The sequence below is a fragment of the Exiguobacterium sp. s130 genome (assembly GCF_018619055.1).
Taxonomy (GTDB): domain Bacteria; phylum Bacillota; class Bacilli; order Exiguobacteriales; family Exiguobacteriaceae; genus Exiguobacterium_A.
Window position 1 is genome coordinate 104,241 of record NZ_JACSNI010000003.1, and the last position, 23,958, is coordinate 128,198.

Consider the following 23,958-nt stretch of genomic DNA (forward strand, 5'->3'; position numbering starts at 1 on the left):
GGGGACATGAACATGTCAAAATTTGAATTACCAGAACTCGGCTACGCTTATGATGCGCTTGAGCCACATATCGATGCTCGTACGATGGAGATTCACCACACGAAACACCACAACACGTATGTCACGAACGTGAATACGGCGCTTGAGGGTACAGAACATGAAGGAAAGTCACTTGAAGAACTTCTTCAAAACTTGGATGCTCTCCCAGCAAACATTCAAACTGCAGTCCGTAACAACGGTGGCGGTCACTGGAACCACTCATTCTTCTGGAAATTGCTGAAGAAAAACGATGGCGCTGCTCCAACAGGGGAACTTGCAACAGCAATCGACGAAGCATTCGGATCATTTGATGCATTCAAAGATGAGTTTGCAAAAGCAGCAACAACTCGTTTTGGTTCTGGTTGGGCTTGGTTGATCGTTGACGGTGGAAAATTGGCAGTCGTTTCGACTCCAAACCAAGATACACCAGTCATGGAAGGCAAAACGCCAATCCTCGGTCTTGATGTTTGGGAACATGCATATTATCTCAACTATCAAAACCGTCGTCCGGATTACATCAATGCATTCTTCAACGTCGTTGATTGGGACCACGTAGCGAAGCTTTACGCTGACGCGAAGTAATGGAAAGAAGCGTATCGTTCAATTGTGAACGATACGCTTTTTTTAATGCGGAAAATCATGGGATAGGTTGTTATGGAAAGTTTCCTTCTATATAATGAAACAAGATGACTTTTGAACGATAGGGGAGTACGCCATGGCTAAACGAATCACCGTACGAGGAAGACGGCGTAATCATCTGCCGCTTCGTCTGAATTTAATGTTCTTCGTCGTTTTTTTATTGTTCGCGATTTTGATTTTCCGTCTAGGAGTCGTTCAAATCGTCAATGGTGAAAAAATTTCGCGGGAAGTCCAAAAAACGGAGATGACTGCATCAAAATATGAAGTACCACGTGGTAAGATTTATGACCGGGATGGTCGTCTGCTTGTCGACACAATTTCTAAATACTCCATTGTATATCGTCGCGCACAATCGACGAAAGTAGATGAACGTATTGAAATCGCGCAGCGTCTTGCAGCAATCATTGATCTGCCTAAAAAAGACTGGAAAGTCACGGAACGTGATATCAAGGATTTTTGGGTCGCGACGAACACGGAAGAGTCGGATCGTCGTTACCAAGCAGCAGTGAAAAAGAAGTATCCTTCAACGGAAGCACAAAGTAAGCTTTCGATTGCGGAACAAGATCAAATCCGTCTAGATGCGATCACGAAAAAAGATATTGATTATGATGACAAGACAATGGAAGTCATTGCGATCAAACATAACATGGAAGTCGGTTACGCACTTGATCCACAACTCGTCAAGCTCGGTGCGTCTGCAAAAGAGATGGCAATCATCGATGAAAATTTAGAAGATTTGAAAGGTGTATCGGTTGAACCGTTTTACGAACGCTCTTATCCGTATGAAGGAACACTTCGAAACATCTTCGGAAAGTACTCGAAGATTCCGGCAGAACAACAAGCGGAGTTTAAGGCAAAAGGATATAGTTTGAATGATCGTGTCGGGACTTCGTTCCTTGAGCAACAGTACGAAGATCTTCTGCGCGGGAAACCGGCATACGATGTGTACGAAACGTTTAATGGAGAACCAGTCGGTGATCCAAAACGTGAAGAAGGAGAGTCCGGGAAGGACCTCGTTCTAACCGTTGATGCGGAATACAATAAAAAAGTAGATCAAATCATGCAACAAGCGATCAAAATGGGTCGTGGCATGGGTAGTCGTTATTTAAAAGAAGGATATGCCGTCGTCATGAATCCACAAACTGGTGAGATTTTAGCGATGTCAGGTCAAAAGCTTGATCCTTCTACTGGGAAGTTCACGGATGTAGCGATTAATAATGTCTTGACGTCTCTTCAAATCGGTTCAACGATCAAGGGTGCGACAGTTGCGATGGGACTACAGGAAGGTGTCATTCGTCAAAACGAAGTCATCAATGATGCGCCGATCACTATCGGGGGTACAAAAAAAGCATCATATGTTAACATGGGACCGATTACGGATTTAACGGCGCTTGAGCGATCGTCAAACGTCTATATGTTCAACATTGCGATGCGGATGGCGAAATATCCGAGTAATGGGATTGCTGGTGCGAGCGTGGATGCAGCAGCAGCCATCATGCAGAATTACTATAGCCAGTTCGGTCTTGGGGTGACGACGGGTGTTGATTTGCCGTACGAAGCAAAAGGTGTTCAAGGAACACCAGACCGTGTCACATTGCTGATGGACCGAGTCATTGGACAGTACGATGCTTTCACGCCGCTTCAAGTCGCGCAGTACATTTCAACACTTGCGAACGGCGGTTATCGTGTTCAGCCTCATTTCTTAAAAGAAGTATTGGCGTCAAACTCGATTGAAAAGGGTACGAAAAAAGTCGATTACAGCTTTAAAACGAATTACCTGAACCGGATTGAAGTCAGTCAAGATAATATTGATCATGTCCGGGAAGGGTTGCACCGTGTTGTAAAAGGTGAGCGAGGTACAGCTAAAGTCATCGCGCAAACTGGAATCGATGCTGCAGCAAAAACAGGTACTGCACAGGTCAGCGTCTATGGTGATGACGGAATCGCCTTACGTGACGGTAGTGGGCAACCGGTTCGTTCATTGAACTCGAATCTTGTCGGTTGGGCACCGTACGACAATCCAGAGATGGCGTGGGCCGTGTTCCTTCCTTATATGGAACAAGAGACTGTCAACTCGAAAATCGGTCATGACCTTATCAAAGCGTACTTCAACGTCAAGGACGTACCGTGGCAGACTAAGCCAAATTAACTAGAAACTAAGCGGGAGTGAGCAATCACTCTCGCTTTTTTTGTTTGTATTGACCTTTTTTTCTAATGGATTTCGAATTGTAAACACTAAAAAACACGCCTTTACAATTCTTTTACGTTGGATTCATTTCGTTTTAATAGTTCATCCGTAGTATAAGTCTTGTAAGGAAAACGGATAAAAAGTCGTAGCATCGTCAGCGACATACTTTCGAGGAGGAAAATTAATCATGTCTTGGATGAAAAAAACAGCACTCATCACAACGGTAGCATCAATCGCAGTAGTGGGGGCAGCATGTGGTAACGATAAAGGCGGTTCTGCTAGTTCATCTGATTTAAAAGGGAAAATCGCAATCGACGGTTCTTCTACAGTCTTCCCGATCATGGAAGCTGTCGGTGAAGAATATTCAACTGAGCAACCTGATGTTGATGTCACAGTCGGTGTTTCTGGTACGGGTGGCGGATTCAAACGATTCGTCGTTGGTGAAACGGATCTTTCGAACGCATCGCGTGAAATTAAAGAAGAAGAAGCAGCTGAAGCGAAAAAGAACAACATCGAATATACAAAACTCGCACTCGCATATGATGGTTTGACTGTAGCAGTCAGCAAAGACAACACATGGGTAAAAGAACTCTCGCTTGATCAACTCGAGAAAATCTGGCTCGACCCGAACGTTAAGACTTGGAAAGACGTTGATTCTTCTTACCCGGCTGAACCGCTGAAATTCTTCAGCCCAGGGAAAGATTCAGGAACGTTCGACTTCTTCTCTGAAAAAGTACTCGAGAAGAAAGACATGCGTAAAGACGTTCAATTGTCTGAGGACGATAACGTACTCGTCAAAGGGGTTGAAGGAACGAAAGGTGCGATCGGTTACTTCGGTTATGCCTACTACGCTGAAAATAAAGATAAGTTAAAAGAAGTACCACTTTCTGCTGAAGGAAAAGATGCTGTCGATCCAACACCAGAAACAATCAAGGATCTATCTTACCCGTTGTCGCGTGAAATCTACACGTATGTCAACAACAAATCATTGAACGACAAAAAACAGGTGGCAGACTTCGTGAAATTCGCGAACGAAAACGCTGGAGATTTAGCTGAAGAAGTCGGTTATATCAAAATGCCACAAGATCGTTACGATGAAAACGCAAAAGCAATCAAAGACGCAATGAAATAATCATCGAGTCATGAGGATGGCCCAACCGGGGAAAGTCTGTACCGGTTGGGTCCCGTTCTCATGTCAAGAAGGAGTAGGGAGCGAAGAAGGATGAATTCAACACCCAATAAATCGGTTCGCGAGCTGATTCAACAGAACCGACAGCAAAAATTCAGTGTGAAAAACGTCATGGAACGCATCATGCCGATCGTTTTGTTCCTGTGTGCGTTTGTCTCGGTCGTTACGACCATCGGCATCATTCTCACGTTAGTCATTGAAACCGAACACTTCTTTGAAGTCGTTCCGTTTAAGGAATTCTTCGGCAGTACGAGCTGGTATCCACTGAACTCTCAACCGGAGTATGGGATTTGGCCGCTTGTCGTCGGTACGCTTGAGATTACCGTGATTGCGATGCTAGTTGCCGTGCCGATCGGCCTCACGTCTGCGATTTATTTAAGTGAGTATGCGTCAGACCGTGCACGCCGTATCTTAAAACCGATTTTAGAAGTCTTAGCTGGTGTTCCGACGATCGTTTTCGGATTCTTCGCGTTGACGTTCGTCACACCACTGCTCGTTAAATTAATTCCAGGCATTCAAATCTACAATGCTCTCAGTCCGGGGATTGTCGTCGGGATCATGATCATTCCAATGATCGCCTCGATTTCTGAGGATGCGATGAGCTCTGTCCCGAAAAAAATTCGTGACGGTGCGCTTGCTCTTGGTTCGACACGTCTTGAAGTCGCATTAAAAGTCGTTGTTCCAGCTGCCTTGTCAGGAATCATTGCTTCAATCGTACTCGGCATGTCTCGGGCAATTGGTGAGACGATGATCGTGACGATCGCTGGTGGTTCGAATCCGACAGCTGCTGTTGATCCACTCGAGCCGGTCCAGACGATGACTGCGTATATCGTTCAGGTCGCTTTAGGCGATGCTGGATTTGGAACAGTTGAATATTACAGTATCTATGCGGTTGGTACGCTCTTGTTCGTCTTTACGTTATTGATGAACTTACTCGCGAACTGGATCACACGCCGCTTCAGAGAGGAGTATTAAGATGGCCTTACCAGAAAAGCAACCTGTCACAAAAAAATTCATCGACCCGGTCGCAGTTAAGAAATCCATTAGCCAACGCCTCGTCGTCAATAATGTAACGAAAGTCATTTTCCTCGTCGGTCTGTTTTTCGGTCTCGTCGTCTTAGGTATCCTCCTATTCGGCGTCATCCGTGACGGTGCTTCGTGGTTATCACTTGAATTTCTACAAAACGCACCATCTCGTCGTGCGGAACGTGCCGGAATCTATCCAGCGTTAATGGGATCGATCTTCTTGATGCTCCTGATCATCCCGATGATTTTCATCATTGGTGTTGGAGCAGCAATTTATTTGGAAGAATATGCAAAAAAGAGTCGGATGACATCGTTCATCGAGGTCAATATCTCGAACCTCGCAGGTGTTCCGTCGATCGTCTTCGGATTACTCGGATTAACGTTCTTCGTCCGTAATATGGGCTTTGGTTCGACGTTGATTGCTGGAGCTTTGACACTCGCATTGATGAGTCTTCCGGTCGTCATCGTTTCTTCTCAAGAAGCAATTCGCGCCGTGCCACAAGCGATGCGCCATGCATCACTCGCACTCGGTGCATCGAAATGGCAAACGACGTTCAAAGTCGTTCTTCCGGCATCACTTCCGGGAGTCATTACAGGAATCATCTTAGCTGTATCCCGAGCGATCGGAGAGACAGCACCGTTGATCATGGTCGGAGCTGCCATTTTCATCGCCCGTGCGCCAGAAGGAATCTTCTCAGAGTTCACGGCATTACCGATTCAAATCTATAACTGGACAAGTCGTCCACAAGCGGACTTCCAAGGTCTTGCAGCAGCAGGAATCATCATCTTGATGATCATTCTCTTGACGATGAACTCGCTTGCGATTTGGATCCGGAACCGATTTTCTAAACGCTATTAATCGTACGAGATAGAAGGGATTTCTTTTAAGGAGGAAGACAGATGATGGATACGAAGCTGAATACGAAATCAGTCGTCACAGAAGGGGCAGAGCGTATGAACCAACCAGTAGTAGCGCGTGAGAGCGTCTATAACGTTAAAAATTTAAATTTATGGTACGGTGACGATCACGCGCTTAAAGATGTCAATCTTGATATCAAAAAAAATGAAGTTACGGCAATTATTGGACCGTCAGGATGCGGTAAATCGACATTCATCAAAACATTGAACCGGATGGTCGAACTCGTTCCGATCGTACGGACGAATGGTGTCATTGAATATCACGGACGTAATATCTTTGAAAAAGAGTATGGTGTTGAAGAATTACGGACGTCTGTCGGAATGGTCTTTCAGCAACCGAACCCATTCCCAAAATCAATTTACGATAACATCGCATATGGTCCACGTGTCCATGGCGTTAAAAACAAAAAAATTCTTGATGAGATCGTGGAACGTAGTTTACGCCGAGCAGCGATTTGGGATGAAGTCAAAGATCGATTAAATGAAAATGCCTATGGTCTTTCGGGTGGTCAACAACAACGTCTCTGTATCGCGCGTTGCCTCGCGATCGAGCCGGATGTCATTTTGATGGATGAGCCGACATCGGCGCTTGACCCGATTTCTACATTAAAAGTAGAAGAACTCGTCCAAGAGTTGAAATCGGACTACTCAATTATCATCGTCACACACAACATGCAGCAAGCTGCACGTGTATCTGACAAAACAGCATTCTTCTTAAATGGTGAAGTCGTCGAGTTCGATCAAACAGACCGGATCTTTGGAAATCCGACCGACAAACGGACGGAAGATTACATTTCAGGACGATTCGGATAAGAAGGGGAGACGAGACGAATGGCAGCGAACCGTACAATTTTTGGAGAAAACCTTGCAATACTCGATCAAAAAGTCTTTTTACTAGCACGAAAAACGATGCAACAAATCGCAACGACAGCAGAGGCGCTCGAAAAATATGATCAAGATATCGCGCGTGGTGTCATTGCGAACGACAATGAACTCGATGATCTTGAACTCGAAATCAACGATGATGCGATTCTCTTAATCGCGAAGCAACAACCAGTTGCGACGGATTTACGACGGATCATCACGGCGATGAAGATTTCATCGGATCTCGAGCGGATTGCGGATTATGCAGGAAATATTTCAAAAGCAGTCCTTCGTGTCGAAACATTTCCATACGTCATCGATATCTCCTTGTTGAAGGAAGCGTTTGAGACATTACTCGATATGACGGAAACCGCAATCGTCGCGTATCGTGACGGAGATGTCGAAAAAGCAAAAGCACTGTCTGATCTCGACAATGTCATCGATGAGACGACATACAAGGCGCTCCGTCAGTATATGCGTCATATGTCCTTGCAACCAATCGTTGTCGATGAAGTCATGCAATTCACGAACATTTGCCGATATATCGAGCGAATGGGTGACCACTTGACGAACGTCGGGGAACATCTGATCTATCTCGAAAAAGGAAAACATTATGATTTAAATGGGTGAACTAAGTAGGCAGGAGGAATTTCCTCTGCCTACTTTTTTTGTAAAGGGATTCGAAACACGTTTGTAGAATAGGAAAGAAGTGAATAATGACAGAGAGGTGATTGGGAATGCTTGAGCAAATCATTAAAATGAAAGAACAAGGGCTGACAACAAAACAAATCGCAGCTCAATTGGATACGACTGAAGGAAAAATCAAATATGCTTGGACCAAATATCGTAAATCGTTAACAGAACAACCTTCTGTAGCAGCGCCGAAAGTAAAATCAAAAACGGTCAAGCAGACGAAAAAGTCGACTGCACCGGTATTAGACGTCGTACCGTCTGTGCAAGTGGTACCTTCGCTCGAACGCGACGCGTTTGGAATGGCGACACATTACGAGGATGATATCCTCCATGTCATCGTTCAGTCACCGACAGCGTTATACGTCTACTGGGAATTATCTGAACTGTCGAAACAGTTGCTAGAGACGCACTATCACACGACGTTTGATTCGTTTCGTAAAGAATTACGCATCATTGATGTCACGCTTGTTGAATACGAACAAGGACAGGCAAATCGGACGTATCAATTCGAGCTACCGGAAATGACGAATGCTTGGTTCGTTCGACCAGTCGCCCCGAATACTACATACATCATTGAATGGGGCATTCAAACGATCGACGGGGACTTTGTTCCAGTACTGCGTTCAAAACCAGTCGAGACGCCACGCGACGAACCGGTCACGGATGGTCGGTTCGCTGAAGTCGTGCATCATTGGCAATACGGAGAGGTCGAACAGCCGGAATGGGTCGAAGTCTTACGCCCGTATTCCTATTTCGATCGCGTCCGGTAATGGAATTAGAGAGAGGGAAAGGAAGAGAAGCTATGCGAAAAGGATATTTTTCACTCGTCTTACATGCACATTTACCATATATCCGTCATGAAGAGGCGCATCGTCTAGAAGAACGGTGGATGTATGAAGCGATTTCAGAAACCTACATCCCATTATTGTGGGAGGTCGATCGCTTGTCACGTCCGCTCGGCTGGACGGTCAGCATTTCGCCACCCGTCATCGAGATGCTTGCCGATCCATTGATTCAAGAGCGGTATATCGAGCATATCGAGGATACGTTACGTTTGATTCGCCAGGAACTAAAACGAGAGCTTGCTCAAAAGGAACGAGATGCGCTTCTTTTCTATCAAGACCGTTATCAAGACTTATTGAATACGTTCCTTCACTGGGAAAAAGATTTGAACCGCGCATTCCGTCATTACAAGGAGCAAGGTTATCTTGATTTGATTACCTGTACGGCGACGCACGGATTCAGTCCGCACATGTTGTCCGAACAAGCGGCACGTTCTGAAATTCAGACAGGATTGAACTGTTTTGAACGTCATTACGGATTCCGTCCAACTGGTCTTTGGATGCCAGAGTGTGGGTATACGCCAGGACTTGACCGTATTTTGTACGAAGAGGGCATTCGTTATACATTCGTTGACGAACATTCAATCTTAAACGCGGATCCGTCACCGAAACACGGAATCGGAGCACCCGTCTATTCGCCGCACGGTGTGGCACTTTTCCCGCGTGATCAAATCATTTCCGGAAAAATCTGGAGCTCTGTCATCGGATACCCGGGTCATCCGGATTACCGCGAGTTTTATCGTGACCTTGCGTACGATCGAGAGTGGGATCAAATCGCTGAGTTCATGCACCCAGAGGGACTACGTTATGATACAGGGTTGAAATTACATCGCGTAACAGGAGAAACGGATCAAAAAGACTATTACGTCCGTGATTGGGCATGGCAACGGACAAGTGAGCACGCAGCAGACTTCGCACAAGCACTCGGTGAACATTTAGATGCGCATCAAGGACAAAACTTCCCACCATTCCTTGTCACAGCACCATTTGATGCCGAATTGTTCGGTCACTGGTGGTTTGAAGGTCCCGACTTCCTCGGTAAAGCGATGGAACGTTTAGAAGATCAAGGAATTGAGTCGATTTCACCGGCGATCTTCCTCGAACGTCACTTCCAAGACATCGACACGGCACATGTCGCGATGGGAACGTGGGGACGAAAAGGCTACGCGGAAGTCTGGATCAATGAACGGAATGACTGGATGATTCGTCATCTCCATCAACTTGAGAAGAGACTAGCAGGTGTCGTAGCCCGAAATCGTCATCAAGATGCGTTGACTGTCAAAGCAAAGCGTCAACTCATTCGAGAATACCTCCTCGCTGTCTCGAGCGACTGGCCGTTCATCCTCGATGGACAGACGACAGCTCAATATGCTGCGAATCGTTTCCGGGAGCACATCCTACGTTTTGAAGAAACGGAGCGTCGCCTGGATGCTGAGGAGCTGACGGTGGAATGGTTGGATGATCGATATCGCGAATATCCTTTCCTTCAAGATTCAGATATTGAACCGGATGTCTTCTTGACAGCACATGATTACTACGTGGCAGTGAAGCGTGAGAAATCTTGGAATACGGACGCCATCTTGTTGTTCGTCCGACAATATGATGCGTCAGACCGGCCGGCTTCGGAGCTCGCTCGACGACTTGCTGCTGCTGGTGAGAATGTCTATGTCGTCACGGAACATCCAGAAGCGTATCGATTTGAAGAAGGTGTTCATGTTTACGGAGTGCAAGTGACGGGTCTACCGCTCGTTCAGACCTATAACCAACTGGCGGCACTAAATTTAGCATTCTTACGCCAAGCGCAAGCCTTGAGTAAGATCGTTGATTTCGCAGTCATCCACAACTTCAACATGGAGACCGCATCAGCTGCCCAAGCTATCGCGAAGATGAAAGAGTTGCCACTCGTAAGTAACGTCTACGATGTCGAAAGTGAGCGTTCTCCTGATCGTTCAGGTGGTCTGGTCGTTGCCTTAAAACGACTTGAAGGAGATGCGTTGCGCCAATCAGCGGTCGTTTATCTAGAACGAGAAGAGTCACGTCACGGGGTGGAACAAGAGTATCACGTCGAAAAGAAGCCACTGCGTTTTGAAGAGAACCTTGAAAAACCATATCAACACGTGACGAATCCGAAAAAGAACGGATGAACAGTTGCAATTCCTTTCCTTTCTTGGTACGATACTTGAGTATGCTTAACCTTATGTAAAGCAAAATCACTTGATACATCGAGAGCTAGATAGGAGGGAATCCCATGCGCGTTAAAATCACATTAGCTTGCACTGAAACTGGTGACCGTACTTATATCACTAAAAAGAACAAGCGTAACAACCCAGAGCGTCTTGAGTTGAAGAAATACAACCCACGTCTCCGTAAGCACACACTTCACCGTGAAGTGAAATAATTGAGATGGAAGCCGTCACTTCGTGTGATGGCTTTTTTTGTGGAAAGGAAGACAGTCATGAACAAACAAGAAGTACGCCGTCTGATCAAAGAAAGATTAGATGTATTGGAGAATCGTACGGAGAAGGAACGGTTGATTTACGAACATGTTTTGTTGTTGCCTGAGTGGCAACAAGCGACATGTGTCGCGATCACATTAGCTTTTCGAAATGAATGTGATACAAGAATGCTGATTGAACAGGCGTGGCAAGAGGGCAAGACGGTCTTGATACCAAAAGTAGTGGGAGACGAGATGGTCTTTTATGAACATGGACCAGAAGATCAACTTCAAGCAAATCAGATGGGAATTGCTGAACCGACCGCTTCAGCACGTCGGGCTTCACTTGCTCAAGCAGAGCTTTGTCTCGTTCCGGGTCGTGCCTATCGACGGGACGGATATCGTTTAGGGTGGGGAGGAGGCTATTACGATCGTGCACTCGTGACCTATGCAGGATGTAAAGTATCGATTGCCTTTTCCGAACAACTTCTTTCCGATTTTGAAGTAGAAGCCTTTGATATCCCCGTTGATCTGATCGTCACTGATTTAGAGGTCATCCGATGCTGAGCGCGACCATTTTGTTTTGTCTATTGCTTGCTTGGACCGGACGATCTTTTCATTTATTGACGACAAGTGGTGCGATCATGACCCTGCTCGTCGGTAGTGGTGTCTCATTTGGATTTGGATGGCAAGGATTAGTAGTACTCTTACTATTCTTTGGTAGCTCGAGCTTGTTATCGAAGGTTGGACGATCCAGAAAACAATCGGTCGACTCCATCGTTGAGAAAGATGGCGCGCGTGACGGATGGCAGGTTCTTGCGAATGGAGGGGTAGCGTTCGTTGCTGCCTTAGCGTATGCCATGACGATGGATTTTGCGTATCTCTTGTTATTTCTATTCGTCATCGCAGCATCGAATGCTGATACGTGGGCATCCGAAATCGGGCCGCTCTCAAGACGTGATCCGTGGTCGCTCAAAACGTTACGGCGGGTACCAGCAGGGACGAGTGGAGCGATGTCGCTAATTGGAACGGTCGGTACGATTGCAGGAGCTGCATTCATTGCGGTAGCAGCGCATTGGATATTTTCTCTTTCTTTAAGAGACGTCTTACTCGTAACAAGCATCGGTGTACTCGGGAGCCTACTGGATACACTATTTGGAGCAGTAGGGCAACGCGTTTACCGATGTTCGGTTTGTGGGGAATACACGGAAAAGCGAGAACACCATGGTCAACCGACCGTTTACGTTTCAGGCATTCGACTTTTAGGGAATGATGCTGTCAATGTCTTAACAAGTGGTTTAGCGAGTGGAATCGGGTTTATCATCATTCGATTCTGGTAACTGGAAAGTATATGAGTGTGTAATTCCTTATGTTAGGATATTAATGACACAAAATGGACAAATGTGATTAATTTCACATGGTACAAAGAATGTGAAAGATGTTACAATTTATTTGTGAGATAGTTAACAAACTCTTAGGACGAATGAAAGGGTGGACATAACGATATGGAATTACATGCGAAAGTGACACGGGTAGCCCTCATTGGAGCTGGTGCAGTTGGTTCAAGCTTTGCTTATCAGATGTCAACAGCTGGACTTTGTGAAGAACTTGTCATCATTGATGTCAACAAAGCCAAAGCAGAAGGCGAGGCAATGGACTTAAACCACGGAACACCATTTAGCTCTTCACCGATGCGAATCTGGGCTGGAGAGTATATGGACTGCCGAGAGGCGGAGGTCGTCGTCATCACGGCGGGAGCTCCTCAAAAACCAGGTGAGACGAGACTTGATCTCGTCGCAAAGAATGCATTGATCATGAAAGAAATGATTCGTCAGATTATGGATTCCGGTTTTGACGGTATCATCGTCGTTGCTTCCAATCCTGTCGATATCATGGCACATCTGGCTTGGAAGTATTCCGGTCTTCCAAAATCACGCGTATTTGGATCAGGAACGGTACTCGACACAGCACGTCTGCGTCAAATGCTTGGAGAATACTTTCACATCGATTCTCGCAATGCCCATGCCTACATTCTTGGAGAACATGGAGATACGGAATTCGCTGCCTGGAGTAATAGCCGTATTTACGGAAAAACGATTGATGAACTGCTTGCTGAGGACAATCGTTATTCTCAAGCAGACCTTGATCAAATCTATATCAACGTTCGGGATGCTGCCTACCATATCATCGAACGTAAAGGAGCAACTTATTATGCGATTGGACTTGGACTTGTTCGAATCGTGCGTGCCATCCTTGGGAACGAGAACTGTTTGTTGACGGTCGGGGCATATGTAGATGGGCAGTACGGGATTTCCGGCATTCACATCGGAGTACCGGCGATCATCAATCGTCAAGGTGTGCGGGAAATCATTGAAGTCGCGTTGACGGAAGAAGAAATGAAGAAGTTTCATCATTCTGCTGATGTATTGCGTCAGACGCTCGAACCTGTCTTGCAAGGTTAACGGCGCGAAGCATGACGAAAACCTCATAAATAGAGAGCTTAAAAACTCAAATGGTGATCCTGTATCTTAGTGTCCACCTTTGAGTTTTTGTTATGAGAAAAAAGAAGAGGCAAACATCACTACTGTATTTAAGTGAAATTAAAGAGAAAAAATCTAGGTTTTATTTTACTAGAAAAAGGTTAAGTAAGAGATAGAAGCGTTTTTCCGTTATTTTTTGTACGTCATGAAACCCAAAAAAGGAGAGAATCGACAGTCATGTATACTTTTCGAAAATTAACTAAAGAGGATGCAGAACAATACTGGAATCTACGCCTTGAGGGATTAAAGAATCATCCAGATGCTTTCGGTCATTCGTTTGACGATGAACAGCAAACCCCGCTCCGCGAAGTACGAGAAGGTCTAGAAGGAGAACCCGACTCCGATGAGATTTGGCTAGGTATGTTCGACGGCGATGTATTGTTTGGGTTTGGTCAGGTCAAGCCATACGAACTGTCACGTGAGTCGCACAAAGCGATGATTTCCGGAGTATATGTTTCGCCTGAATATCGTGGAGGGACCGGTCGTGCTCTAATGGAGGCCTTGATCGACGAGGCGAAGAAGTTACCAGACGTTGAGCAAGTCATTCTTGCCGTATTATCAGGAAATGAAGCAGCGCAAAGTCTTTACGAATCGCTCGGCTTTGAAGTATATGCCGAAGATCCAGACTCTGTAAAATTAGAAGACGGCACATACCGCGATGATATTTGGATGAAAAAATACGTCTAAGTTCATTATATGGTGTGGACAAAAAGCTGTAGCAAAAAAGTGCTACAGCTTTTTCGCGTAGTGCATATAGGATATCAGTACCGACAAAGAATGAATATTTGTTATCATGAAAACAAAGCGGATAGTACGGTGTAGTCCGATTGAAAGGGAGCGAATGAACATGAAAGAAGTCATACGTACGATTGAAGAGCTGGTCTCGATTCCAAGTCCGACAGGTTCGACGAAAGAAGCGATTACATATGTAGAAAAGCGTTTGGTTGCAGACGGGATCACGTATCGCAAACTTGAAAAGGGAGCGATCTTAGCGACTTTGCCTGGCGCTTCAAACCGTACACGATTGCTGACGGCACACGTCGATACGTTAGGTGCAATGGTAAAAGAGATTTTGCCAACGGGGCGACTCAGTTTATCACAGTTAGGTGGGTATGCTTGGACAGCGATCGAAGGAGAGAACTGTCTCATTCATAAGATGGACGGTCAAACGATTTCCGGTACGATTGTTTTCCATCATTCGAGTGTCCATACGTCACGCGAGACGAATAAAACGGAACGGTCCGCTGATAATATCGAAGTCCGACTTGATATTCGTTCGACGACAGCAGAAGAGACGCGGGTCGCGGGGATTGAAGTAGGAGACGTCGTGACGTTTGATCCGCGTTTCCTCTATACGGAAACTGGGTTTGTGAAATCGCGCCATCTCGATGATAAAGCATCGGTTGCTTTGTTGCTCGAATTGATTAAAGCATGGAAAACCATCGACCTGCCACACACGGTCCAGATCCTGATTTCAAATTACGAAGAGGTTGGGTTCGGTGGAAATGCTGGATTCACGGAAGAAGTCGCAGAATATATCGCGGTCGACATGGGTGCGTTAGGAGATGGTCAGCACTCTGACGAATTCACGGTCTCGATTTGTGCAAAAGACGGTTCCGGTCCGTATGACTTAGAGTTACGTCATCAGCTAACACGTCTAGCACAACGCAATAGTATCCCATATAAAGTTGATATTTATCCGTTCTATAGTTCGGACGCTTCGGCAGCAGTGCGTGCGGGCCATGATGTTCGACACGGACTATTTGGTCCGGGGATTGAATCGAGCCATTCTTACGAGCGAACACATGAGACGTCATTACAAGCGACCTATGATTTGCTACATGCGTATGTAAAGGAGCCGATGGTCGATGAAGACACTGTATGATGTACAACAGTTACTTAAGACGTACGGAACATTCATCTATCTAGGAGATCGAGCATCAGATATTGCGATGATGATGCTCGAACTTGATGAATTGCAAGAAGCAGGCGTTTTAGAGCAACGTCAGTATGATTCAGCAAAACTCATCTTACGACATGAGTTAAAACGTTCACAATCCGATAATGTTTAAGGTTGCGCAACCCTTTGCGCAATACGAGTGTGTCCGTTAAAATGAACAAGTAGACATTATATGAGCATAGGGGAGACAGAGCAATGAAATGGTTACTCGGCATTGATATCGGTGGAACGACAGTGAAGATGGCAATTTTGGATTTGCAAGGCATCATCGTGGAAAAATGGGAGATTGAGACGGTGATCCTGAATGATGGGGCACAAATTCCAGGAGATATTGCAAAATCATTCTTTGAGAAGTGTCAAGAAAGCGATAAACGACCAGAGGATTTCGTCGGAGCGGGAATCGGCGCGCCGGGATTCATCGACTTCAATACAGGTGTCGTCGAAAAGGCGGTCAACATCGGTTGGCATAATTTTGAACTCGTCGGTGAATTCGAACGTTTGACAGGTTTACCGGCAGTACTTGAAAATGATGCAAATGCAGCAGCGATCGGTGAGATGTGGAAAGGTGCCGGTAGTGGCGCAACAGAATTACTCGCTGTCACACTTGGTACGGGTGTTGGTGGTGGTCTAATCACGAACGGACAAATCGTTCACGGTACGGTCGGAATGGCAGGAGAAATCGGTCATATCACGATGTTGCCTGAAGGTGGCGTCCTATGTGGATGTGGACGTAAAGGATGCCTTGAGACGATTGCTTCAGCAACGGGTATCGCCCGTCTTGGTCTTGAGAAACGTAAAGGACAAGAAACACTACTGAATGACATTAAAGCAGTGACAGCGAAAGATGTATTTGAAGCATATGAGAAAGGCGATCGTATCGCAACGGATGTCGTAGAGGAAGTGACGTTCCACCTCGGACTTGCGATTTCGAATCTAGCAAATAGTATCAATCCGGAAATCATCGTCATCGGTGGTGGTGTCTCGAAAGCAGGTGAAACACTGCTTGCACCACTACGTCAGCAATTTGAACGGTTTGCGTTACCCCGTGTCTTTGGATCAACGACGTTCAAGATCGCTGAACTCGGAAACGATGCTGGAGTCATCGGCTGTGCATGGCTTGCTAAGCAAATGTTCTTGAAAAAATGATAATATTCAATTTCAATGAAAGGTTCGCTCCGGCGAATCTTTTTTTTGTTTACAAACGTATAGTAATTGTGTGATTGTTAAGTATCTTCCGGATTCCGGTTGCATTTTTGTAAAACTAAGCGTAAAATTTTCACGTGATATGGGTATATGTACATTATGATGTAAGTTGTGTGAACTGAAAGCAGAAAGCACATGTAAATTAGGAGGCAGGTTTTTATGCAGCAAGACGCAAACATCTGGTCGCGAATGCGCCTAAAGATGGGTCAAGGCGTTCGCAGTACTTATAAAGAGCATAAGCTTTTTTGGATTGCGACCTTATTGATTTGGTTAAAAACGTATTTAGCGTATACACTTTTCTTCAACGTTCCCGTAACGAACTCCGCGCAAGCATTCATTCTACTAATTAATCCTATTAGTTCAGCGCTCTTCATGTTTGGATTTAGCTTCTTCTTCCGAGGAAATGTTCAAAAATGGTTCATTTACGGTACACTGTTCGTCGCAACCATCATTTTATATGCGGACATCATTTTTTTCCGCTTCTTTAATGATTACTTGACGTTGCCAGTATTGTTCCAAACTTCGAATGCGGAGACGGTTTCAGCTTCACTCGCATCGCTTTTAAGTTGGGCTGATTTACTGATCGTCGGCGATTTGATCATCTTACCATTTTTCTTACGGAAAATGGATATGTCTAAAAACGTCGCGTCACGTGGACGCGCGATTCTTGCATTCGTCGCAGCAGTCGTCGTCTTCCTTGGAAACTTGACGCTTGCTGAGACAGAACGTCCAGAATTATTGACACGTGCCTTTGACCGGGAATTACTCGTTAAGAACATCGGAACATTTAACTTCCATATGTATGACGCACTCATCCAGTCGAAGACATCTGCGCAAAAAGCACTTGCGGATAGCTCTGAGTTATCAGAAGTCCAAAACTTCATCGATTCGAAGCATGCTGCAGCCAATCCGGCGATGTTCGGCAAGTATAAAGGTAAGAACGTCATCGTCATCTCGTTTGAGTCAGCTCAATCATTTGCCGTTGGTTTAAAAGCACCAAACGGTCAAGAAATTACACCGAACTTGAATAAATTGATCAAGGAATCCCATTCATGGGATAACTTCTATCACAACACAGGACAAGGGAAAACGTCAGATGCTGAGTTCATTCTTGAGAATTCGATCTATCCACTTGGTCGTGGATCTGCATTCTTTACGAACGGAGAGAACGAATTCCGTGCAACACCTGAGATGTTGAAAGAAGATGGCTATTACTCAGCTGTTTTCCATGCGAATAACAAGTCATTCTGGAACCGGGACATCGTCTACAACAGTTTCGGCGTAGATCGTTTCTTCTCGGAGACGGATTATGATTTAGGGGATCCGGCAGATTTGACGGAGTGGGGCTTACTCGATGACAAGTTCTTTGAACAGTCACTTCCGATGTTAAAAGATTTACCACGTCCGTTTTATTCGAAATTCATTACGTTAACGAACCACTATCCATTTGAGATGCCAAAACCAGAAGATGAACTCGTACCACCGCTAGAAACGAGTTCTACGACACTGAACCACTACGTTCAGGCGCTAGCGTATCAAGATATGGCACTCGGTAAGTTCATCGAAGGTCTCAAAAAAGATGGTACGTGGGATGATACGATCTTCATGGTATACGGTGACCATTACGGTATTTCAACAAACCATAATGCTGCGATGGCAGAACTCATGAACAAAGATGAGTTGACTCCGTATGATGTTGCGCAACTGCAACGTGTACCGTTCGTCATTCATTTACCGGGTCAAACGAAAGGTGTCAAACACGAAAATGTTGCGAGTCAAATCGATATCAAACCAACATTGCTTCACCTGTTAGGTCATGATTTCAAGAATGAGATCTTGTTCGGTACCGATCTCTTCTCAAAACAACATAAAGACTATGCGTTGTTCCGTGACGGTTCTGTCGTAACAGATAAGACGGTCTACACGCAAGAAACATGTTATGACCGTAAGACAGGAGAAGAAGTGAAGGACGGGGAACAAGCGGAAATGTGTAAACAATCTACGAAACAATCTGAGAAAGAATTAGGACTCTCAGATAAAGTCATCTATGGCGACTTGCTACGTTTCCTTCAAACTTCAAAATAAGTAAGATAATACTGAGAGTAGGTCTACGTTCTAGTAGGTCTACTCTTTTTATAAAATAACAAAAAAGAGAGATGCTCGGGGCACCTCTCTTTTAGCGTACTCTGATTACGATGGAATACCGCCGTAAATCAATGTCGCAATCCCAAACCAGCCGAATAAGACGACAGTTAGGGCCGCGAATACGAGTGGAAACATTTGGCGTTTCTTAAGTGAACGAACGACGGCCCAAACACCGACGAGTGCGACGAAGAAGAAAAGCCAACCGATTGGTTGATCCAAATGCATGACGTACTCCCCCTTAAACAATCACATTATGAATTTCACGAAGATTTCACTTAAATCTCACTTTTTAGTTTATCCGACTCTCGGGATAAAGTCGAGAGGGCGTTGCAGGAACTTTCGACAATTTCGTGTATAGTAGGGGAAGAGTCTATTGAAAAGGGGTTTTATAGAATGGAAATCGTCATGATCACTTCTGGTATGGCATCTGAGAATGGCTACTTGTTATTTAAGGACAAGGAGTGTCTCGTCATTGATCCAGGAACAGAAGATATGCGTTTTTTCGATGAAATTGAAAGTCGAGGAGCAACCTTAAAAGGAATCCTTTTGACCCATGCTCACTTTGACCACATTGGTGGTGTGGATATGTTACGACGCTTCACGGAAGCTCCTGTCTACGTTCATGCGGAAGAGGCAGGCTGGCTTGGTAATCCAGAATGGAATGGTTCGGCAAAATTCGGCATGCCGCCGATGCGCATGAAGCCAGCCGATCATCTGTTACAACCAGGACGATTGGCAATCGGTAACTTTTCAATGCATGTACTTGAGACGCCAGGACACTCACCAGGAAGTGTGACGTTCTATTTCAAGGGAGAACGAATCGCATTCGGTGGGGATCTCCTATTCCAACAAGGCGTCGGACGAACGGATCTTTATGGTGGGAATCAAGACGTATTGATGCGTTCGCTTGATCGACTCATTGCGGAACTACCAGCAGACACGACAGTCTATCCGGGTCACGGTCCAAATACGACGATTCGACAAGAGATGAAAACCAATCCGTTTCTGTAAGCAAAAAAACTCGCCATCCAAGAGGATGACGAGTTTTTTTCATTACATCTGGAAGTTCGACCAGTACGTAAAGACGATGAAAAATACAGTTAAGTAAGCTCCAAAGATATAGACATACGTTTTTTCAGTTAAACGCAAGTAACCAAGCGCTGCAAAAAAGACAGTTTGTGCCAAGAAGACGAAGCCCATGACTAAAAATGAATCCGTATGCTCACTTGAGCTTGCATCGCCACCCAATGCGCCGATAAATGCCATGACTGCGATGATACCAGTCCAGAAACCGAGTACGCGGTACATTCTCCCCATTCCTATAACCCCCTAAATCCGACAGATAGTCAATATACGTACTTATTTTACCAAGCAAACAATCATTCGTCTATCCTGTTCTAGTGATTGTTAAGGAATAACTGTGAACAAAAGATGAAGTTTCAAAAAAAGTTGTACAATAGTTGTACAAAAGGTGTACAAAGTCAAAATGTCGTGCTATAGTAACTGTAATGAAACCCCACACTTTGAGAGGAGGAGCAAAAATGGCGAATGAGTTAGTCTTTTTCACATATCCAAGCTGTACATCATGTCGTAAAACGAAATCATGGTTAAAAGAGGAACATGTTGATGTAGAGGAACGTCATCTGTTCAGAAATGCTCCAACAGTTGATGAACTCATGGAACTGTTAAAATTATCGACAGACGGGATTGAAAGTTTGCTCGCAACACGCAGTCAAGCCTTCAAAGATCTCGGCATTGATATTGAAGACATGAAACTCAGTGAGTTATTACGCCTCATGAGTGATAACCCGAAATTGTTACGCCGCCCAATCATCACTGATGGAAAACAACTCGTTATTGGGTATGATAAACCGGGTCTTGAGACATTAGCGAAGCGTAAACATCGGACAATGGCACACGTATCGTAAAGAAGCCGGTTTGGTCGGCTTCTTTTTTTTGTGTATTGTTTGCTGTAGGGAGGTGAGTAGAAATGAAGGAGTGGACGACACAACTCATGGAACGATTCGAAGCACTCGGTGCAACAGATGTTCATTTCGTTCCGAACGAGACTCGCGTCCGAATCGTTTGTCGAACGAGCGCTGGGCTGTGTGAACAAGATGACGTAGAACTGACACGTTACCGGACGCTTGTCAGCCATATTCGCTATGAGGCGAACTTAAAGGAACAAAATGAACGAATTCCGCAAAGTGGCTTGTATCCACATGGGAAAAAGGGAATGCGTGTCTCGTTGTTACCGAGTCGGCAAGGGGATGCGATGTCGTGGCGTTTTTATCGTTCGACGGTCTCTCGAGAAACGGCTTTGCAAACGTTACATGATCAATTGGACTTCGCATGGTTAGCTGAACAACGACATGGGTGTATCGTCATTTCCGGATCCACAGGTGCAGGAAAGACGACGATGTTATATTCCTTGATGAGTGCAATGGAAGAAAAACGAATCATCTCGATTGAAGATCCGGTGGAATGTACGGTACCAAACGTCTTACAACTGGAACTAAATGAAAAAGCAGGCTTCACTGCTACGCGATGTTTTGAGGAAATACTGCGAGCGGATCCAGATTGGATTGCTTTTGGTGAGGTGCGGACAAGGGAGGCAGCACGTTTGACGATGAATGCCGCCCTTAGTGGTCACGTCGTGTTGTTCACGCTACACGCTGGTAGTATTGATGAAGCGCGATTACGATTGCGCAGTTTAGGTATCGAAGAGTCAGAGCTAGCTGTCTGTCAACGCATCATTCATCTCGAGCGAAAAGGAGAGGATGTCCGCTGTACCGTCAGAAACTTACAAGCCGCGATCAAAGTCGGTTCTTAAAACGATATCATCGCTTGTTATCAAAAGGAATTTCCGCGAAAGAGACACTACTCATTTTAAAACGATTCGAGCGTCATCCGTTCTCGGAAGTGGTCGGAGAAATGGAGCAACGTCTTGAAAAAGGAGACTCCTTTGCAGCATCCCTTGAACCGCTTGCGTTAACGAATACCTTAAAACGACTTCTTTTTGTTGGAGAAAGGACAGAGCGACCGTTGCTTGTTCTTCTCCAAATCGTGAAACTGCTCGACCTCGAAACAGAAATGCGATCGAAGTTTTGGAAGATGATCCGATATCCGCTTGTTCTAGCGACCAGTCTATTCCTGCTGTTCTTCTTTTACGCCCTCTACGTATTTCCATCTCTCCTCGAGATGTCGGACCCGAAAACTCTCCCCTCATTTCTTCATCTTCTTCTTCACCCCTCTGCGAAATATATGCTCGCAAGTATTCCCGTTATTTTGTTAACCTCCGGTTACCTCTTCTTTCGCTTCTTTCCATTAAACCGTATTTTACGACTAAAACCGCTACAGCGTTTGATTCGTCTCTACTACAGCTATTTATTCACGATCGAAGTAGGATCATTTATCGATGCTGGCTTTTCGCTCGAAGAGACCTTTCGTCATCTAGAGCAAGGACAAGCGAATAAAAAAGGTCATTTGTACGCTCGTTTGCATGCTAAACAACAGGCGGGGGAACCACTTGCAGAAGCGCTTGGCGAAGATGAGATCATCGAAGCCGAGACGATTGGAATCGTCCATTTAGCGCGAGAAAGTGGAGATCTTGGTCCGTTGTTGCTTGAACAAGCGACGCTCTTGCATGAGTCGATGGAAGAGGAGTTAGAGAAAAAGTTGTTATGGATCGAGCCGATTTTGTACGGCGGATTGACGATCATGACAGGAACATTGTTTCTCATCTTATATTATCCGATTCAGCTAGCGATACAGCAGCTTCCATTTTAAACAGAGGAGACGATACGATGAAACAATTCTTAAAAAGACAGGACGGATTCACCTTACTGGAGATGGCAGCCGTCTTATTGATCATTTCGTTATTACTGCTCGTTTTGATTCCTACGATGACAAGTGGAAAGGATCAGGCGAAAGGTGTAAGTTGTGAGGCGAACATTCGAGTCATTCGGTCAGAAGTAAACCTTTACTATGCCAAAGAGAATAAAGGGGAAAGGAATAGGTTGATAGAAACCCTTACATACCAACGTTTTCAGCCGATTAACGGAACGCACAAAAAGAGTCATTGCACTCAATCTGCACATTCCGTCGAAAAATCAGGCGTTTTTGTCCGTGTACATGTCGTCGAGCAGGTGCCGCGCGCGGTCGCGCATCTCGTCCGTGACATGGAGATAATGCTTGACCGTCGTCGCGAGACTCCGATGTCCGAGCAAGTCCTGGATGCCGGTGAGCGGGAGTCCTTGCTGGATCAGGAGCGTCGCATACGTATGGCGGAGTGTATGGAGCGTGATCACTGGTAGGTCCGCTTGGCGTGCCATCGCTTGGAAAGGCAGAACCGAATGACAATCGTAGATGAATCGCCCATCCTCTCGCGTGACGACGAGATCCTGTAAGTTCTCCGCACCGTGTCCATGAAGCCACGCCCGTTGTTCGAAACGCCACCGTTCGAGCATCTTGCGGAGGTGCCCACTCATCGGGATGACGCGACTATGCCCGGACTTGAGCGTCGTCCACGACTTGTGTCCTGCCTTCATCGATTGTGTCGCTTGGCGCTCGATGCGGATCACGCCTTTCTTGAAGTCGATGTGTTCCCACCCGAGCGACCGGACCTCGTTGCTCCGCATCCCGGTATGGGCTACAATGATATACATCTTAGCGAGTGGATCGTCCTTGTAAACCGTCTCGAAGTGCCGGATGTCTTCGATGGTCCAGAGCGTCTTCTCATGCTCCTTGTGCTCGCGTCTGATCTGGATGCGAGCTTCCTTGTCATGGATATATCCATGCTCGTAAGCATACTTGAGCAAAGCATTGATGTTACGGGCAAGGGCATTGCGACTACTCGTCTTGAGTCCTTTCTCGCGAGCGAAACGGTCTGCCCATGCTGTCAGCTCTTGTCGCGTCAATGTGTCGAACTTCCGTCGTGCAAAAGAACCTGCGAAAATCTTGAAGGCGTAATGACGGTTGAAAAGCGTCCGTTCCTTGAGGACTCCGACCTGTACCTCGAGATATTCCGCTGCGACGCTCTCGATGTTGCCACTCTTCTTCCCGAGCAATCCGTCCTCGTTCTTGCGGATCATGTCCTGCGCCCACTTCTTCAGTTCCCGTTGCGTGTCCTTCGTCTTGCTCGGCTGGTGCCGAACACCGTCCTTGTCGGTCAGCGAGAGGCGGGTCCAGTACTTGCCGTTGTCGAGCTTCTTGATCGTGTAATGCATGATGCTCCTCCTTTTACGTACATACGTTCTATTCCTGTCTGTAAGAAAAG

Annotated in this window: 25 protein-coding genes and 1 pseudogene; 23 read left to right on the forward strand and 3 right to left on the reverse strand. The window is 45.7% G+C overall.

Annotated features, from left to right (window positions below):
* Positions 1-12 precede the first annotated feature (12 nt).
* The 18 genes from HZS85_RS08050 to HZS85_RS08135 all read left to right on the forward strand — a co-directional run bounded on the left by HZS85_RS08050 (position 13) and on the right by HZS85_RS08135 (position 18,620).
* Positions 13-621, forward strand: coding sequence for a superoxide dismutase (locus HZS85_RS08050; protein WP_214854880.1), 609 nt, complete (start codon positions 13-15; stop codon positions 619-621).
* A 133-nt stretch (positions 622-754) separates the two neighbouring features.
* Positions 755-2,827: a peptidoglycan D,D-transpeptidase FtsI family protein gene (locus HZS85_RS08055; protein ID WP_214854881.1), complete on the forward strand. Its 2,073-nt coding sequence runs from the start codon at positions 755-757 to the stop codon at positions 2,825-2,827.
* A gap of 226 nt (positions 2,828-3,053) precedes the next feature.
* On the forward strand, positions 3,054-3,998 hold the full coding sequence (locus tag HZS85_RS08060) for a PstS family phosphate ABC transporter substrate-binding protein (RefSeq protein WP_214854882.1): 945 nt from the start codon (positions 3,054-3,056) through the stop codon (positions 3,996-3,998).
* A 90-nt stretch (positions 3,999-4,088) separates the two neighbouring features.
* Positions 4,089-5,030: a phosphate ABC transporter permease subunit PstC gene (gene pstC / locus HZS85_RS08065; protein ID WP_214854883.1), complete on the forward strand. Its 942-nt coding sequence runs from the start codon at positions 4,089-4,091 to the stop codon at positions 5,028-5,030.
* Position 5,031: 1 nt separating this feature from the next.
* Positions 5,032-5,940 carry a phosphate ABC transporter permease PstA gene (gene pstA, locus HZS85_RS08070; RefSeq protein ID WP_214854884.1) on the forward strand — a complete coding sequence of 303 codons (909 nt, stop codon included), beginning with the start codon at positions 5,032-5,034 and terminating at the stop codon, positions 5,938-5,940.
* 95 nt (positions 5,941-6,035) lie between these two features.
* Positions 6,036-6,812, forward strand: coding sequence for a phosphate ABC transporter ATP-binding protein PstB (pstB, locus tag HZS85_RS08075; RefSeq protein WP_052019099.1), 777 nt, complete (start codon positions 6,036-6,038; stop codon positions 6,810-6,812).
* Between the two features lie 18 nt (positions 6,813-6,830).
* Positions 6,831-7,493: a phosphate signaling complex protein PhoU gene (gene phoU / locus HZS85_RS08080; RefSeq protein WP_035409154.1), complete on the forward strand. Its 663-nt coding sequence runs from the start codon at positions 6,831-6,833 to the stop codon at positions 7,491-7,493.
* A gap of 107 nt (positions 7,494-7,600) precedes the next feature.
* On the forward strand, positions 7,601-8,326 hold the full coding sequence (locus tag HZS85_RS08085; protein WP_214854886.1) for a DUF4912 domain-containing protein: 726 nt from the start codon (positions 7,601-7,603) through the stop codon (positions 8,324-8,326).
* 32 nt (positions 8,327-8,358) lie between these two features.
* Entirely contained in the window at positions 8,359-10,542 is a 2,184-nt protein-coding gene (locus tag HZS85_RS08090) for a 1,4-alpha-glucan branching protein domain-containing protein (protein WP_214854889.1), read from the forward strand.
* A 104-nt stretch (positions 10,543-10,646) separates the two neighbouring features.
* Positions 10,647-10,796 (forward strand): 50S ribosomal protein L33, encoded by a 150-nt coding sequence (gene rpmG, locus HZS85_RS08095; protein ID WP_012369771.1) that lies wholly within the window; start codon positions 10,647-10,649, stop codon positions 10,794-10,796.
* 57 nt (positions 10,797-10,853) lie between these two features.
* Positions 10,854-11,399, forward strand: a complete 546-nt coding sequence (locus HZS85_RS08100; RefSeq protein WP_214854892.1) for a 5-formyltetrahydrofolate cyclo-ligase — start codon at positions 10,854-10,856, stop codon at positions 11,397-11,399.
* Positions 11,393-12,172, forward strand: coding sequence for a DUF92 domain-containing protein (locus HZS85_RS08105; protein WP_214854894.1), 780 nt, complete (start codon positions 11,393-11,395; stop codon positions 12,170-12,172). Before HZS85_RS08100 ends, HZS85_RS08105 begins: the two co-directional genes overlap by 7 nt.
* A 165-nt stretch (positions 12,173-12,337) precedes the next feature.
* On the forward strand, positions 12,338-13,294 hold the full coding sequence (locus HZS85_RS08110) for an L-lactate dehydrogenase (protein WP_214854896.1): 957 nt from the start codon (positions 12,338-12,340) through the stop codon (positions 13,292-13,294).
* Positions 13,295-13,549: 255 nt separating this feature from the next.
* Positions 13,550-14,059, forward strand: a complete 510-nt coding sequence (locus tag HZS85_RS08115; RefSeq protein WP_214854898.1) for a GNAT family N-acetyltransferase — start codon at positions 13,550-13,552, stop codon at positions 14,057-14,059.
* A gap of 160 nt (positions 14,060-14,219) precedes the next feature.
* Positions 14,220-15,257 carry a M42 family metallopeptidase gene (locus HZS85_RS08120; RefSeq protein ID WP_214854900.1) on the forward strand — a complete coding sequence of 346 codons (1,038 nt, stop codon included), beginning with the start codon at positions 14,220-14,222 and terminating at the stop codon, positions 15,255-15,257.
* The gene (locus HZS85_RS08125) at positions 15,241-15,444 is read left to right on the forward strand and encodes a YqgQ family protein (RefSeq protein WP_035409139.1); all 204 of its coding nucleotides are present in this window, start codon (positions 15,241-15,243) and stop codon (positions 15,442-15,444) included. The genes HZS85_RS08120 and HZS85_RS08125 overlap by 17 nt, the downstream gene beginning before the upstream one ends.
* 83 nt (positions 15,445-15,527) lie before the next feature.
* The gene (locus tag HZS85_RS08130; RefSeq protein ID WP_214854902.1) at positions 15,528-16,478 is read left to right on the forward strand and encodes an ROK family glucokinase; all 951 of its coding nucleotides are present in this window, start codon (positions 15,528-15,530) and stop codon (positions 16,476-16,478) included.
* 216 nt (positions 16,479-16,694) lie between these two features.
* Positions 16,695-18,620 (forward strand): LTA synthase family protein, encoded by a 1,926-nt coding sequence (locus HZS85_RS08135; protein ID WP_035409136.1) that lies wholly within the window; start codon positions 16,695-16,697, stop codon positions 18,618-18,620.
* Positions 18,621-18,725: 105 nt separating this feature from the next.
* Here the strand turns inward: HZS85_RS08135 and HZS85_RS08140 are convergent, their stop codons facing one another.
* Positions 18,726-18,905 (reverse strand): DUF2759 domain-containing protein, encoded by a 180-nt coding sequence (locus HZS85_RS08140; RefSeq protein ID WP_035409134.1) that lies wholly within the window; start codon positions 18,903-18,905, stop codon positions 18,726-18,728.
* 168 nt (positions 18,906-19,073) lie between these two features.
* Between HZS85_RS08140 and HZS85_RS08145 the strand changes: the two genes are divergently transcribed.
* Entirely contained in the window at positions 19,074-19,691 is a 618-nt protein-coding gene (locus HZS85_RS08145; RefSeq protein ID WP_214854904.1) for an MBL fold metallo-hydrolase, read from the forward strand.
* A 42-nt stretch (positions 19,692-19,733) separates the two neighbouring features.
* Here HZS85_RS08145 and HZS85_RS08150 read toward each other — a convergent pair whose 3' ends face one another.
* Entirely contained in the window at positions 19,734-19,997 is a 264-nt protein-coding gene (locus tag HZS85_RS08150) for a DUF2626 family protein (protein WP_023467555.1), read from the reverse strand.
* A gap of 224 nt (positions 19,998-20,221) precedes the next feature.
* Here HZS85_RS08150 and HZS85_RS08155 point away from each other — a divergent pair, with 224 nt between their 5' ends.
* The 4 genes and pseudogenes from HZS85_RS08155 to HZS85_RS16880 all read left to right on the forward strand — a co-directional run.
* A complete protein-coding gene (locus HZS85_RS08155) occupies positions 20,222-20,608 on the forward strand; it encodes a Spx/MgsR family RNA polymerase-binding regulatory protein (protein ID WP_214854906.1) in 387 nt (128 codons plus the stop codon).
* A gap of 62 nt (positions 20,609-20,670) precedes the next feature.
* Complete coding sequence (locus tag HZS85_RS08160) at positions 20,671-21,513, forward strand: ATPase, T2SS/T4P/T4SS family (protein WP_214854907.1); 843 nt, start codon at positions 20,671-20,673, stop codon at positions 21,511-21,513.
* Between the two features lie 14 nt (positions 21,514-21,527).
* Positions 21,528-22,469 carry a type II secretion system F family protein gene (locus HZS85_RS08165; protein ID WP_251137902.1) on the forward strand — a complete coding sequence of 314 codons (942 nt, stop codon included), beginning with the start codon at positions 21,528-21,530 and terminating at the stop codon, positions 22,467-22,469.
* Positions 22,470-22,486: 17 nt separating this feature from the next.
* Positions 22,487-22,570: pseudogene (locus HZS85_RS16880) on the forward strand (prepilin-type N-terminal cleavage/methylation domain-containing protein); the annotation flags it as partial.
* 222 nt (positions 22,571-22,792) lie between these two features.
* Here HZS85_RS16880 and HZS85_RS08175 read toward each other — a convergent pair.
* The gene (locus HZS85_RS08175; RefSeq protein ID WP_214854909.1) at positions 22,793-23,908 is read right to left on the reverse strand and encodes a tyrosine-type recombinase/integrase; all 1,116 of its coding nucleotides are present in this window, start codon (positions 23,906-23,908) and stop codon (positions 22,793-22,795) included.
* Positions 23,909-23,958 lie beyond the last annotated feature (50 nt).

Excerpts from the sequence above, each read along its gene's own strand:
- HZS85_RS08140 (WP_035409134.1), bottom strand. The coding sequence starts at position 18,905 with ATGCATTTGGATCAACCAATCGGTTGGCTTTTCTTCTTCGTCGCACTC.
- HZS85_RS08100 (WP_214854892.1), top strand. The coding sequence starts at position 10,854 with ATGAACAAACAAGAAGTACGCCGTCTGATCAAAGAAAGATTAGATGTA.
- pstB (WP_052019099.1), top strand. The coding sequence starts at position 6,036 with ATGAACCAACCAGTAGTAGCGCGTGAGAGCGTCTATAACGTTAAAAAT.
- HZS85_RS08050 (WP_214854880.1), top strand. The coding sequence starts at position 13 with ATGTCAAAATTTGAATTACCAGAACTCGGCTACGCTTATGATGCGCTT.
- HZS85_RS08125 (WP_035409139.1), top strand. The coding sequence starts at position 15,241 with ATGAAGACACTGTATGATGTACAACAGTTACTTAAGACGTACGGAACA.
- HZS85_RS08150 (WP_023467555.1), bottom strand. The coding sequence starts at position 19,997 with ATGGGGAGAATGTACCGCGTACTCGGTTTCTGGACTGGTATCATCGCA.
- HZS85_RS08110 (WP_214854896.1), top strand. The coding sequence starts at position 12,338 with ATGGAATTACATGCGAAAGTGACACGGGTAGCCCTCATTGGAGCTGGT.
- HZS85_RS08055 (WP_214854881.1), top strand. The coding sequence starts at position 755 with ATGGCTAAACGAATCACCGTACGAGGAAGACGGCGTAATCATCTGCCG.
- pstC (WP_214854883.1), top strand. The coding sequence starts at position 4,089 with ATGAATTCAACACCCAATAAATCGGTTCGCGAGCTGATTCAACAGAAC.
- HZS85_RS08135 (WP_035409136.1), top strand. The coding sequence starts at position 16,695 with ATGCAGCAAGACGCAAACATCTGGTCGCGAATGCGCCTAAAGATGGGT.
- HZS85_RS08160 (WP_214854907.1), top strand. The coding sequence starts at position 20,671 with ATGAAGGAGTGGACGACACAACTCATGGAACGATTCGAAGCACTCGGT.
- phoU (WP_035409154.1), top strand. The coding sequence starts at position 6,831 with ATGGCAGCGAACCGTACAATTTTTGGAGAAAACCTTGCAATACTCGAT.
- HZS85_RS08145 (WP_214854904.1), top strand. The coding sequence starts at position 19,074 with ATGGAAATCGTCATGATCACTTCTGGTATGGCATCTGAGAATGGCTAC.
- HZS85_RS08130 (WP_214854902.1), top strand. The coding sequence starts at position 15,528 with ATGAAATGGTTACTCGGCATTGATATCGGTGGAACGACAGTGAAGATG.
- HZS85_RS08060 (WP_214854882.1), top strand. The coding sequence starts at position 3,054 with ATGTCTTGGATGAAAAAAACAGCACTCATCACAACGGTAGCATCAATC.
- HZS85_RS08155 (WP_214854906.1), top strand. The coding sequence starts at position 20,222 with ATGGCGAATGAGTTAGTCTTTTTCACATATCCAAGCTGTACATCATGT.
- HZS85_RS08090 (WP_214854889.1), top strand. The coding sequence starts at position 8,359 with ATGCGAAAAGGATATTTTTCACTCGTCTTACATGCACATTTACCATAT.
- HZS85_RS08085 (WP_214854886.1), top strand. The coding sequence starts at position 7,601 with ATGCTTGAGCAAATCATTAAAATGAAAGAACAAGGGCTGACAACAAAA.
- HZS85_RS08115 (WP_214854898.1), top strand. The coding sequence starts at position 13,550 with ATGTATACTTTTCGAAAATTAACTAAAGAGGATGCAGAACAATACTGG.
- HZS85_RS08105 (WP_214854894.1), top strand. The coding sequence starts at position 11,393 with ATGCTGAGCGCGACCATTTTGTTTTGTCTATTGCTTGCTTGGACCGGA.
- HZS85_RS08175 (WP_214854909.1), bottom strand. The coding sequence starts at position 23,908 with ATGCATTACACGATCAAGAAGCTCGACAACGGCAAGTACTGGACCCGC.
- HZS85_RS08120 (WP_214854900.1), top strand. The coding sequence starts at position 14,220 with ATGAAAGAAGTCATACGTACGATTGAAGAGCTGGTCTCGATTCCAAGT.
- rpmG (WP_012369771.1), top strand. The coding sequence starts at position 10,647 with ATGCGCGTTAAAATCACATTAGCTTGCACTGAAACTGGTGACCGTACT.
- pstA (WP_214854884.1), top strand. The coding sequence starts at position 5,032 with ATGGCCTTACCAGAAAAGCAACCTGTCACAAAAAAATTCATCGACCCG.